The following is an 11,511-nucleotide window of genomic DNA, read 5'->3' as shown; positions in this document are numbered from 1 at the left end:
CTTCATTGCTCTCTCCAGCAGGGAAATCGTTCTGGAGTGTAAGGGGTTCGCCCGGGCGCCGCCCGGGCGAACCCCTTACACTCCAGAACGATTTCCCTGCTGGAGAGAGCAATGAAGCGAGTAGTACTGGGCGTGCTGGCCCTGTCGGTGTCGAGCGCACTGATGGCGGCCACCCCGAAATTCGATGGCGCGCGGATCTCCGCCGACGTCAAGGAACTGGCCTCCGACGCCTATGAAGGCCGCTCACCGGCCACCGCCGGCGAAGAAAAGACCATCGCCTTCCTCAGCAAGCAGTTCGCCGACGCCGGCCTGCAGCCCGGTGGTGACCTGAAGGACGGCAAGCGCCTGTGGACCCAGGCCGTGCCGCTGCGCAAGGGCGACATCGTCGGCACCCCGCAGCTGTCGCTGCAGCAGGGCGGCAAGACCATCACGCTGGAACAGGGCAAGCAGATTGCCGTGCGTGCAGCCATGAACGGCGCCACCACCGTGGATATCAGCAAGGCACCGCTGGTGTTCCTCGGCTATGGCGTGAAGGCGCCGGAGCGCAACTGGGACGACTTCAAGGGCGTGGACCTGAAGGGCAAGATCGCCGTGGTGCTGATCAACGACCCGGACTTCGAAACCGGCAAGGGCGACTTCGACGGCAAGGGCATGACCTGGTATGGCCGTTGGCCGTACAAGTACGAAGAAGGCGCACGCCAGGGCGCACTCGGTGTGCTGATCGTGCATGAGACCGCACCCGCCTCGTATGGCTGGGCCACGGTGGCCGGTTCCAACACCAACACCATGTTCGACGTGGTGCGCGACAACCCAGCCGACAGCCACCCGCTGCTGGAAGGCTGGATCCAGCGCGATCTGGCGGTGGAACTGTTCCGCGCGGCCGGGCAGGATTTCGAAGCATTGAAGAAGAAGGCGCAGCAGCGCGACTTCACTCCGGTAACGCTGGCCGGCGCCAGCCTGGATGCGAAGTACGCGGTGAAGACCGAAGTGATCACCTCGCACAACGTGGCCGCGCGCCTGGAAGGCAGCAAGCATCCGGATGAGACCATCATCTACAGCGCGCACTGGGACCATATCGGCGTGGGCGAACCGGATGCACGCGGCGACCGCATCTTCAACGGCGCGCTGGACAACGCCAGCGGCACCGCCTCGCTGATCGAACTGGCGCGCGGTTTCGCCAAGGCGCCGCGTCCGCAGCGCTCGGTCGTGTTCCTGGCAGTGACGGCCGAGGAGAAGGGCCTGCTGGGTTCGGAATACTACGCAACGCATCCGCTGTATCCGCTGGAAAAGACCGTGGCGATGATCAACATGGATGGCATGGCGCCGTTCGGTCCGTCGCGCGATTTCGGCATCTATGGCGCGGCGCGCTTCGACCTGCTGGACCAGTTGAAGGACGTGGCCAAGGGCTGGGACATCCGCTACACGCCGGACCCGAAGCCGGAGGCCGGCCTGTTCTTCCGCTCCGACCACTTCCCGTTCGCCAAGCGTGGCGTGCCGGCGCTGTCCTGGTCGGCAGGGCAGGACTGGGTGGACGGTGGCGTCGCGGCGGGCAAGAAGGCGTCCGAGGACTACACCGCCAAGCGTTACCACCAGCAGGGCGACGAGTGGCAGCCGGACTGGGTGTTCGCCGGCGCCGCCCGCGACCTGGAAGTGCTGTACACCCTGGGCAACCAGTTGGCCAATTCGCGTGCCTGGCCGAACTGGAGCAAGGACGAGGCGTTCCGCGCCGTGCGTGACACCAGCGCCGACCAGCGCAAATAAGGGCAGGCGCCGGGTCCGCCCGGCGCCTCCCGGGTAGTGCCGGCCGCTGGCCGGCAACCCTGTGGTGCTTGCGGAGGCAATGGGGAGCCGGCCAGCGGCCGGCACTACGTACGGGGCTTCCATCCACCCTTTCCCGGCCTTCGTCGCACACCGCTTGTTTGCGCGAAGGGCCGCTCTATGCTCGGCTCACCCCTTCCACCAAGGCGCCGCCGTGATCGCCAGCTTCTCCCTCATCATCCGTCACCTGTTGGCCTGGGCCGCGGCGCTGTTCGTTGCCGGCATGGTCTGGAGCGGCATCTTCAGCGGCATGCGCGATGGCCCTGGCTGGGTGTTCGGGCTGCTGGTGATGTTCCTGATGATCTCCGCGCTGGGCAGCGCGGTCACCCACGTGCGCCGGGTCTGGCTGGTGGCCGGTCGCCTCGATGGCGCCACGCTGTCCGGCCGCCAGCGCCGGCAGATCGAACTGCCGATGGATGCCGGCCAGGCGTTTGCGGTGGTCGAAGCGGCCGTCGGCGAACTGCCGCGGGTGGAAGAGGTGGAGAGCTCGGCCGGCAGCCTGCAGGTGCGCGCCTATGTGCGCCGCGTGGATGCCTGGAACGGCCGCCAGGCATCGCGCTGGAACCTGCCGGCGCGGCTGGCGATCAAGCGCAACAGTGTGCTGGCCACGGTTACGCCGGGGCAGGGCACCTGCACGGTCACCCTGCTGTTCGAACCGGATGCTGGCTGGTGGGCCGATCTGCTGGCACTGGATGAAGGCAGTAATTACGAGAACGCCGAATCGGTGACCCGCGCGATCAGCCGTCGGGTGGCCGACCAGCGCCGCGACGAGCAGGCCGCTGCCGAACAGACCCAGGTGGAAAAGGAACTGTCGGTCGCGCGCTTGAACCTGCTGCACGCGCAGGTCGAGCCGCACTTCCTGTACAACTCGCTGGCCAATGCGCAGGTGCTGACCCGCACCGACCCCGCGCGCGCTGACCAGATGCTGGGCCACCTGATCCAGTACCTGCGCAGTTCGCTGCCGCAGGTGGATGAGTCGGTGTCCACGCTGGGCGTGGAGCTGGAGCGCACCCGTGCCTACCTGGAAATCCTGCGCATCCGCATGGGCGCCCGGCTGGCGGTGGAAGTGCAGGTGCCCACCGAACTGCACGAAGTGAAGCTGCCGGCGATGGCCCTGCAGACCCTGGTCGAGAACGCGATCAAGCATGGCCTGGAGCCCAAGCCCGGTGGCGGTACGGTCTGGATCCTCGCCCGTGGTTTCGATGACCACGTCACCGTGACCGTCGCCGACGATGGGCTCGGCTTCGGCCAGGGCACCAGCGGTACCGGCATCGGCCTGAAGAACCTGCGCGAGCGCCTGCGCCTGACCTGCGGTGAGCAGGCCGGGGTGGCGATCGTGGCCAATTTCCCCAGCGGTGTGGCCGCCACCATGACCCTGCCGCAGTCGGCCAAGGAACCTCGCCATGCCGCTTGAAGCGTTGATCGCCGAAGACGAGGAGCTGCTGCGGCACTCGCTGGTCGAGCAACTCGAGCGCCTGTGGCCGGAACTGAAGCTGGTGGCCGAATGCGAGGATGGTGCCAGTGCGCTGGAACAGCTGGCCGAGAAGCAGCCGGACATCGCCTTCCTCGACATCCGCATGCCCGGCATCAGCGGCATTGAAGTGGCGCGGGCGTTGGCCGAACTGAGCCCGCGCACCCAGGTGGTGTTCGTCACCGCCTACGACCAGTACGCCATCGATGCATTCGAGCAGGGCGCGATGGATTACCTGCTCAAGCCGGTCAGCGACGAGCGGCTGCTGGCCACGCGCGACCGCATTCTTTCGCGGCTGCCGTCCACGCGCCAGGATGATGCGGTGCTGGAGCGCCTGCTGCAGCGCCTGGGCGCAGGCCCGGTCGCCAACGATCGGCCACCGCTGGCCTGGATCACCGCCAGCAACGGTCGCGATACGCAGCTGATCATGCTCGACGACGTGATCTATTTCCGCGCTGACAACAAGTACACCACGGTGGTCACTGCTGCCGGCGAAAGCCTGCTGCGTACGCCGCTGCGCGAGCTGCTGGAAGTGCTCGATCCGCAGCACTTCCGCCAGGTGCATCGCTCCACCATCGTCAACATGAAGGCCGTCGCAGCGGTCAGCCGCGATGACACCGGCCGCGGTGTGCTGCGCCTGCGCCAGCGTGCGGAAACGCTGGTGGTCAGCCAGCCGTTCATGAGCCTGTTCCGCGGCATGTAGCCGCGGCCTTTGCCATCCACCGAGGAACGAACATGCGCCGTATCCTGCTTGTAGGTGCCGCTGTGCTGGCCATCGCCGGCTGTGGGAAATCCAGCAACACCTCGATCACCCGCACCAATGCCAATGGCGTGGACACGCTGTACAGCAAGAGCACGGTGGTCGATGGCGTGGCGCGTTTTGAATGCATCGCCAGCAGCAGTGGGCAATGCCATTACCTGGTGCTGGCCCCGGGCTGCAGCACCGACGCTGCCTGTGCGACGCCACCGCTGCGCCATTTTGCGGTGGCAGTAGGCAAGACCGAGCAGGTCAGTGGCCTGCCGAAGGACTTCCGCCAGTGCGTCAGCGACGTGCAGAAAGAACAATGCCACCGTGACTGAGCACGGTGGCATTGTGGCTCCCCCCGGATTGCGTTCGGCTCAGTAAGCCGGCTGCAGCGTCATGTCGTGATGGTGTTCGGTTTCACCGACATGATTCAGGCGACCCACCAGTTCGGAGTGCTGCTTCATGCGCCCGATCTCGGTCATGATGCGGATGTCCTCGTGGCGCAGCTCGCGCTTGGCGGTGACCGCCTGCTTGTAATCCAGCACTTCCGGATAATGCTCGGCCAGATCCAGCGCTTCAGCCACGTGTTCGACGCTGTCGGCCTTGGAGGTGATGCGGGCGCGGCTGTTGAAGGCCTTCATCCAGCGCTCGAAACCGGCCGTGCCGTCGAACATGTTGGCCATGAACCAGATCACGAACAGGATCGAGATCCAGGAGCCGAACACCACGACCACGCGGGTGAAGGTGATGTGGTAATCGTCGCGCCACAGGTAGTTGGTGATCAGGCCGAGGATCAGCAGCGAGGCCGCCTGCCATCCGACGATCGAAGTGATCAGCCACTGGCACTTGGCCTGGGCCAGCACCGCCACTTCATCGCGGATCTGCTGTTCGCTGAGGGTACGCCAGTGCGCAACCTGTTTTTCGAACGGGCTGCTGTAGAGCTCGTTGTCGCGAAGCAGTAATCCCAAACCCTTGAACAAAGCAATCATGGCTGGCTCCTTGGTGGAACGTGCGGCGATCTGCAGTGGACGGTGTGGCGGGTTCAGTTCTAGCACTTCCAGCGAGCGGTGCAATGGCCTCAAGCCCACGCGGCACAAGGGTTCTGTCTGAACAGGTGAATATTTGTGCGACGCAGCATTGCTCGCGCGGCCTGCGACAAGATGTCGCAGGGTGAAACGTGCTGCGCGCGCACATGAAACCGATGCTGAGCGGCCGGGCTCGCCGTGCCTGTCGTGATCGCCCAGAATTGGGGTGGACCGCGCAGGACGCGGCCTGTCCCTCCGCCGATCTGGACCCGTGATGCCGCCGTTGCTGCACCGTCTTTCCCGCCCCGTCACCGCGCCGATCCGACGCTGGGTACTGGATGCGTTTCCGCGTGGCCAGAGCGGCATCGACTACGACCACCCGCTGGGCGATCCCGGCTGGTTCGGTGCGGACAGTGTGACCTGGCGGATGCACGCCGAACTGCCTTCGATGCTGGCCGGCGGCCTGTGTGCACTGATGCTGCAGACCCTGCACCCGCGCGCACTGGCCGGTGTCTACGATCATTCCAATTTCCGCCAGGACCTGGTCGGCCGCCTGCGCCGCACCACCGCCTTCGTGGCCGGCACCAGCTACGCACCGGCGGCCGAGGTGGAAGCGCTGGTGGCCAAGGTGCGGCGCATCCACGCGCAGATCCGCGGCCATACCGCGCAGGGCGAGCCGTATGCCGCTGATGAACCGCACCTGCTGACGTGGGTGCATGTGACCGAGGCCTACGGCTTCCTGCAGGGCTATCGTCGCTACGGGCGTGAAGTGCCTGCCGCGATCGCCGACCGCTACTACGACGAGTACCGCTGCGTGGCCGAAGCGCTGGGCGCGGTGGATGTGCCGCGCAGTGCGGCGGAAGTGGATGCGTACTTCTGCGCGCGGCAGCCGGAGCTGGTGGTGGACGAACGCTCGCGCGAAGTGCTGCAGGTGTTGTCCGGCGTGCGTCTGCCGGTGCCAGTGCCCGGTCTGTCGCGGGAGATATTCCTCGGCGCCGGTGCCGCGCTGCTGCCGGACTGGGCCGAGGGCATGCTTGAGCGCAGCACGCGCCAGCGTGCGCAGGCAGCGGCGTCGGCCAAGCTGATGCAGGGCATGGCGCCGCTGTTCCGCCGCGCGCTGCCCGATGGCCTGGCGACCCGTGCCTGCGCACGGGTGGGTGTGCCGGTGGACGTATTGCGCGAGTGGCCGGCATTGCCCCGGTAGACGCCGACCTTGGTCGGCGCGCCGCCGCGCGGCGCCGCATCCACGCATGGCGTGGATCTACTGCACGCCGGCACCATGCGCCGATGACACGGCGCATCCACGCCATGCGTGGATGGCACACGGTAGATCCACGCCATGCGTGGATGACACACGGTAGATCCACGCCATGCGCGGATGACACACGGTAGATCCACGCCATGCGTGGATAGGCCTTACCCGGTCGACTTCAGCCCACGCAACAGCATCTCCAGTGCCGCCGTTGCTTGGCGAAGGCGCGCATCGCCATCTTCACCTTCGGCTATCCAGAACGCTGCTTCGGCCAGGCTCCCGTAGATCAGCGAAGCCAGCGCCTGCGCATCCACCGGCGCGACCACGTTCTGCGCGATCAACTGTTCGATCAATCGCTGCATCGAGTGCACGCAGTGCCGCTGCGATTCCGGTGATGCACCACCGAGCACCGCACGTGCGTCGCGCAGCACGATGCGCTGGATCTCAGGTTCCAGCGCCATCTCCAGGTAGGCACCACAGCGCCGCACGAAGCCGTCCCAGGTATCGGCCGCACCATCGCTGATCGCCTCCAGGCGCGCATCCGTCTCGGCGTCGAGCTGGACGACCACCGCCGCCAGCAGCCCCTTCTTGTCGCCGAAGTGGTGATACAGCGCACCGCGGGTCAGCCCAGCCTGGGCTGTCAGATCGTCCATCGAGGTGGCGGCATAGCCTTGTTCGCTGAACACGCGGCGGGCAGTGGCCAGCAGATTGGCGCGGGTTTCTTCCATCTCGGCGCGGGTGCGACGGACCATCCGGAACTCCTTACATACGAAGTGCATGATTATTTACATACGTCGCGTATGAATGTAGGCTCTTATTCATACGCTCTGTATGTATTGTCGTGGCGCTGCGTGCGCCAGGCAAGTCGCTGCCCTGGAGATTTCGATGGCCACCCCGTACCGCGACCTGTTCGCTGCCCCCGGCACCACCGGCCTTGCCCTGGCCGGGCTGCTGGCACGCCTGCCGCTGCCGATGACCGGCATCGGCCTCATCACCTTGCTGTCGCAGCTGCGCGGCAGTTATGCGTTGGCCGGCGCAGTGTCTGCCACCTTCGTGCTCACCTATGCGCTGCTGTCGCCGCAGGTGTCGCGCTGGGTCGACCGCCATGGGCAGGGCAGGGTGCTGCCGTGGGCCACCGCGGCCAGCGCGACAGGCCTGCTGCTCCTGCTGGCCTGTACAGTGCTGCGGGCACCGGACTGGACCTTGTTCGCCGCGGCGATGCTGGCCGGCTGCATGCCCAGCGTGTCGGCGATGGTGCGCGCGCGCTGGACCGCGATCCACCGCGGCCGCCCGCAACTGCAGACGGCCTATTCGCTGGAGACGGTGTTCGATGAGGTCACCTTCATCGCCGGGCCGCCGTTGTCGGTCGGGCTGTCGGTGGCGGTATGGCCGCAGGCCGGCGTGCTGGCTGCCGCCCTGCTGCTGGTCGTCGGCGTGTCTTTGCTGGTGCTGCAGCGTGGTACTGAACCGCCGTTGCAGACCTGCGAGGGCGCCGCACCGTCGCGCTCCCTGCTGCGGCAACCGGAGATCTGCCTGCTCGCATTGCTGATGCTGGCGATGGGTGTGATCGTCGGCACCGTCGACATCACCAGCGTGGCCTTTGCCGAACAGCGAGGGCAGCCACTGGCAGCCAGCGCGGTGCTGTCGGCCTACGCGCTTGGCAGCTGCGTGGCAGGCCTTCTGTTTGGTGCGCTGAAGCTGCAGGTGCCGTTGCAGCGCCTGTTGCTGCTGGGTGCAGGAGCCACCGCGTTGACCACATTGCCGCTGCTGTTGGTGGGCACCCTGCCTGCACTGGCCGCTGCGGTGCTGCTGGCCGGGCTGGCTTTCGCGCCGACGATGATCGTAGCGATGTCGCTGGTCGAACAGCGCGTGCCCGAATGGCGTCTCACCGAAGGCATGACCTGGTTGCTGGCTGGTCTGAACATCGGCGTGGCACTGGGTGCTGCGTTGTCCGGGCAGAGCGTCGATGCCGGTGGTGTGCGCAGCGGCTTCGTCGTCGCGTTGGTGGCAGGCAGTGTCGTGCTGCTGGTTGCCCTGCTCGCGCAGGGTGCGCTACGCACTTCTGCTTCGTCCACGTCCTCTGCAGGGATGGTCCCGTGAGTACTTCATCTCCCGCGCACGCGGCGCCTGTGCCACGCCATCCGTGGTGGGCCATCTCCGCCGTCGGCCTCGCCACCTTCTCCGTGGTCACCACCGAAATGCTGCCGGTCGGGCTGCTGACCCCCATCGCCGACAGCCTCGGCGCGTCCGTAGGCACCGCCGGTCTGATGATCTCGCTGCCGGCACTGCTGGCGGCGCTGTTCGCACCGCTGGTGGTGATTGCAGCCGGTGGCACTGATCGTCGCCGCATCCTGTGCGCGTTGCTCGGCCTGCTGCTGGTGGCCAACGTCGCCTCGGCACTCGCGCCAGGCATCGGAGGGTTGCTGGCCGCGCGCGTGCTGGTGGGTTTCTGCATGGGCGGCATATGGGCCATCGCCGGCGGACTGGCGGCGCGCCTGGTGCCGTCAGCGCGCATCGGCCTGGCCACCTCGATCATCTTCGGTGGCGTAGCCGCGGCCTCGGTGCTGGGCGTGCCGCTGGGCGCGCTGATCGGCGAGGCGCTGGGATGGCGTTGGGCCTTCGTGGTGATGGCTGCGTTCAGTGCAACCGTCCTGCTGTTGCACCTTTGGGTGGTGCCGGCGTTGCCGGTGGACGGCTCGGTGCGCGCCCGCCAGTTCGTGCAGCAGCTGGGCAACCGCGGCCTGCAGCAGGGGCTGCTGCTCACCCTGCTGCTGGTGGCGGGGCACTTCACCGCGTTCACCTACGTGCGGCCGCTGCTGACCACGCTGGCACACATCGATGCGGCGTGGATCGGAGGCCTGCTGTTTGCCTATGGCATGGCCGGCATCGTCGGCAACTTCATCGTTGGCCTGCTGGCGGCGCGACGTCCGCGCGGGTTGCTGCTGGCCATTGCGCTGGGGTTGCTGCTGACACCGCTGTTGTTACTGTGGATCGGCGGCGCGCCAGCCAGCGGCGTGGTGGTGTTGCTGTTGTGGGGCCTGGCCTATGGCGGGGTATCGGTGGGGTTGATGACATGGATGATGACGGCGGCCCCCAAAGCCGTGGAGATCGCTACGGCACTTTACGTGGGCGTGTTCAACATCGGCATCGCGCTGGGCGCGTGGGGTGGGGGGCTGCTGCTGGATGGCCTCGGGCTGCACGCCAACCTGTGGGCGGCGGCCGGGTTCGCGGCGGCGGCGACGTTGGTCGTGGCGGGTATGCGCAGGCTATAGATCCACGCCATGCGTGGATGGCGAAAAGTGCCAACCAAGGTTGGCGACTACCCATGAAAACGAAACGGGCGCCTTTCGGCGCCCGTTCGCGTTACATCACCAGACCTTGACCCGCTTGTCCGGGGCCAGGTACAGCTTCTGGCCTTCCTTCACTTCGAACGCCGGGTACCAGGCGTCGATGTTGCGTACCGTCAACGCGCGGAACTGGCCCGGTGCATGCACATCGGTCAGCAGCGAGTTGCGCAGCGCCTGCTCGCGGCTCTTGCTGCGCCAGGCCTGGGCGAAGCCGAGGAAGAAGCGCTGGTCGGGGGTGAAACCTTCCAGGGTCTGGCCCGGCTTGCCCTGCAGTGACAACTGGTAGGCGTCGTAGGCGGTGCCCAGGCCAGCGACGTCGGCGATGTTCTCGCCCAGGGTCAGCTTGCCGTTGACGTGCACGCCGGCGAACGGCTCGTAGCTGCTGAACTGCGCGGCCAGCGCATCGCCCGCCGCGTTGAACTGCTTGAGGTCTTCGGTCGTCCACCAGTTGTGCAGCTTGCCGGTGTCGTCAAACAGTGCGCCCGCGTTGTCGAAGCCGTGGCTGATCTCATGGCCGATCACCGCGCCGATCGCACCGTAGTTCACCGCGTCGTCGGCGGCGCCGTCGAAGAACGGCGGCTGCAGGATCGCCGCCGGGAACACCAGGCGGTTTTCCAGCGGCACGTTCATCGCATTGATGGTCTGCGGCAGCATCGCCCACTCGCTGTGGTCGACCGGCTTGCCCAGCTTGGCGATGTTGCGCTGGTACTCGAACAGTTCGGCGCGCTGTGCGTTGCCCAGCGGATCATCACGATGGATTTCCAGGCCGGTGTAGTCGCGCCACTTGTCCGGATACCCCATGCCCACGGTCAGGCCGGCTACCTTGGCCTTGGCGCTGGCCTTGGTCTGCGGTGACATCCAGGCCAGTGCATCGATGCGCTTGGCGAAGGCGGCGATGATGTTCTTCGCCATCTCGTCGGCACGTTCCTTGGTCTTGGCATCGAAGTGCTTTTCGACATAGCGCTTGCCGATGGCCTCGCCGACGGCATGGTTGGCGTCATCCACGGCGCGCTTCCAGCGGTCGCTCTGCTGCGGCGTACCGCTCAGCGCGGTGCCGTGGAAGGCGAAGCGCGCATCGGCGAACTTCTTCGGCAGGTAGGCAGCGGCGCGGTCCAGCGCGTGGAAGGTCATGTAGTCCTTCCAGGCATCCAGCGGCTCGGTGGCCACCAGCTTGGACAGGCCGGCCACGGCCTTGGGCTGCCACACGATGAAGTCCTGCTGCTGGCCAAGCTTGGAGGCGTCCAGGAACGCGGCCCAGTCCATGCCCGGGGCCTTGGCGTTGAAGTCGGCCTGGGTCCAGGGGTTGGCGCCCTTGGTCACGTCATTGGTTTCTTCCTGCGTGGCATGCGCTTGGGCGATCTTCGTTTCCAGGGCGAGGATGCGCTGCGCCTTGCCGGCCGGGTCGGCCACGCCGGCCAGCTGCAGCACCTGCGCGATGTAGGCCTGGTACTGCTTGCGCAGGTCGGCCATGCGGCCACCGCCCAGGTAGAAATCGCGGTCCGGCATGCCCAGGCCGCCCTGCACCAGGTACGGCGCGGTACGGTCCGGCTGCAGCAGGTCCACCGAGACCCACAGGCCAAACAGGCGGTCGGTGTAGAAGTTGGTGGCATTGAGCAGGTCGACATCGGCGCGCACGTCGCCGCCCAGGGCGCGGGCCAGGCCGGCCTTGTCGGCGATCGCATCGATGTTCTTCAGCTGCGGCTGCACCGGCGCCAGGCCGCGCTGTTCGATGCCGGCCTCGTCCATGTAAGCGGCGTAGTAGTCGCCGATCAGCTTGTCTTCGCCGCTGGCCTGGGCGTTGCCGGCGGCACCTTCCAGGATCGCGCGGGTATCGGCCTGGGTCTTTTCGGCGA

The 11,511-nt window shown here is 66.8% G+C and carries 10 protein-coding genes; 7 read left to right on the top strand and 3 right to left on the bottom strand.

Going from position 1 to position 11,511, the window contains the following annotated elements; all coding sequences use genetic code 11:
* Positions 1–111: 111 nt before the first annotated feature.
* The 4 genes from DBR20_RS11710 to DBR20_RS11695 all read left to right on the top strand — a co-directional run bounded on the left by DBR20_RS11710 (position 112) and on the right by DBR20_RS11695 (position 4,369).
* Positions 112–1,761, top strand: a complete 1,650-nt coding sequence (locus DBR20_RS11710; RefSeq protein WP_108266284.1) for a M28 family metallopeptidase — start codon at positions 112–114, stop codon at positions 1,759–1,761.
* A gap of 211 nt (positions 1,762–1,972) precedes the next feature.
* The gene (locus DBR20_RS11705) at positions 1,973–3,232 is read left to right on the top strand and encodes a histidine kinase (RefSeq protein ID WP_108266283.1); all 1,260 of its coding nucleotides are present in this window, start codon (positions 1,973–1,975) and stop codon (positions 3,230–3,232) included.
* Positions 3,222–3,992, top strand: coding sequence for a LytTR family DNA-binding domain-containing protein (locus DBR20_RS11700; RefSeq protein ID WP_108266282.1), 771 nt, complete (start codon positions 3,222–3,224; stop codon positions 3,990–3,992). Before DBR20_RS11705 ends, DBR20_RS11700 begins: the two co-directional genes overlap by 11 nt.
* A gap of 32 nt (positions 3,993–4,024) precedes the next feature.
* Positions 4,025–4,369, top strand: coding sequence for a hypothetical protein (locus DBR20_RS11695; protein WP_108266281.1), 345 nt, complete (start codon positions 4,025–4,027; stop codon positions 4,367–4,369).
* Positions 4,370–4,408: 39 nt separating this feature from the next.
* Here the strand turns inward: DBR20_RS11695 and DBR20_RS11690 are convergent, their stop codons facing one another.
* Complete coding sequence (locus DBR20_RS11690; protein WP_108266291.1) at positions 4,409–5,023, bottom strand: hypothetical protein; 615 nt, start codon at positions 5,021–5,023, stop codon at positions 4,409–4,411.
* A 310-nt stretch (positions 5,024–5,333) separates the two neighbouring features.
* Here DBR20_RS11690 and DBR20_RS11685 point away from each other — a divergent pair, with 310 nt between their 5' ends.
* Positions 5,334–6,263, top strand: coding sequence for an oxygenase MpaB family protein (locus tag DBR20_RS11685; protein WP_108266280.1), 930 nt, complete (start codon positions 5,334–5,336; stop codon positions 6,261–6,263).
* A 212-nt stretch (positions 6,264–6,475) separates the two neighbouring features.
* On the opposite strand, the gene DBR20_RS11680 is transcribed toward DBR20_RS11685, so the two are convergent.
* Positions 6,476–7,063, bottom strand: a complete 588-nt coding sequence (locus DBR20_RS11680) for a TetR/AcrR family transcriptional regulator (protein ID WP_108266279.1) — start codon at positions 7,061–7,063, stop codon at positions 6,476–6,478.
* A 133-nt stretch (positions 7,064–7,196) separates the two neighbouring features.
* Between DBR20_RS11680 and DBR20_RS11675 the strand changes: the two genes are divergently transcribed.
* Both DBR20_RS11675 and DBR20_RS11670 read left to right on the top strand, forming a co-directional pair.
* Positions 7,197–8,411, top strand: a complete 1,215-nt coding sequence (locus DBR20_RS11675; protein WP_108266278.1) for an MFS transporter — start codon at positions 7,197–7,199, stop codon at positions 8,409–8,411.
* A complete protein-coding gene (locus DBR20_RS11670; protein ID WP_108266277.1) occupies positions 8,408–9,583 on the top strand; it encodes an MFS transporter in 1,176 nt (391 codons plus the stop codon). The genes DBR20_RS11675 and DBR20_RS11670 overlap by 4 nt, the downstream gene beginning before the upstream one ends.
* A 96-nt stretch (positions 9,584–9,679) precedes the next feature.
* Here DBR20_RS11670 and DBR20_RS11665 read toward each other — a convergent pair.
* A partial coding sequence (locus DBR20_RS11665) for a M13 family metallopeptidase (protein ID WP_258223314.1) occupies positions 9,680–11,511 on the bottom strand: 1,832 nt, incomplete at its 5' end.

It is taken from the genome of Stenotrophomonas sp. HMWF023 (assembly GCF_003060985.1).
In the GTDB taxonomy this organism is placed as follows: domain Bacteria; phylum Pseudomonadota; class Gammaproteobacteria; order Xanthomonadales; family Xanthomonadaceae; genus Stenotrophomonas; species Stenotrophomonas lactitubi.
Note: the sequence above shows the minus strand (reverse complement) of the source record. Positions and strands in the feature narration are given on the sequence as shown.

Coding starts and splice junctions, on each gene's coding strand:
- DBR20_RS11710 (WP_108266284.1), top strand. CDS start 112: ATGAAGCGAGTAGTACTGGGCGTGCTGGCCCTGTCGGTGTCGAGCGCA.
- DBR20_RS11700 (WP_108266282.1), top strand. CDS start 3,222: ATGCCGCTTGAAGCGTTGATCGCCGAAGACGAGGAGCTGCTGCGGCAC.
- DBR20_RS11695 (WP_108266281.1), top strand. CDS start 4,025: ATGCGCCGTATCCTGCTTGTAGGTGCCGCTGTGCTGGCCATCGCCGGC.
- DBR20_RS11690 (WP_108266291.1), bottom strand. CDS start 5,023: ATGATTGCTTTGTTCAAGGGTTTGGGATTACTGCTTCGCGACAACGAG.
- DBR20_RS11685 (WP_108266280.1), top strand. CDS start 5,334: ATGCCGCCGTTGCTGCACCGTCTTTCCCGCCCCGTCACCGCGCCGATC.
- DBR20_RS11680 (WP_108266279.1), bottom strand. CDS start 7,063: ATGGTCCGTCGCACCCGCGCCGAGATGGAAGAAACCCGCGCCAATCTG.
- DBR20_RS11675 (WP_108266278.1), top strand. CDS start 7,197: ATGGCCACCCCGTACCGCGACCTGTTCGCTGCCCCCGGCACCACCGGC.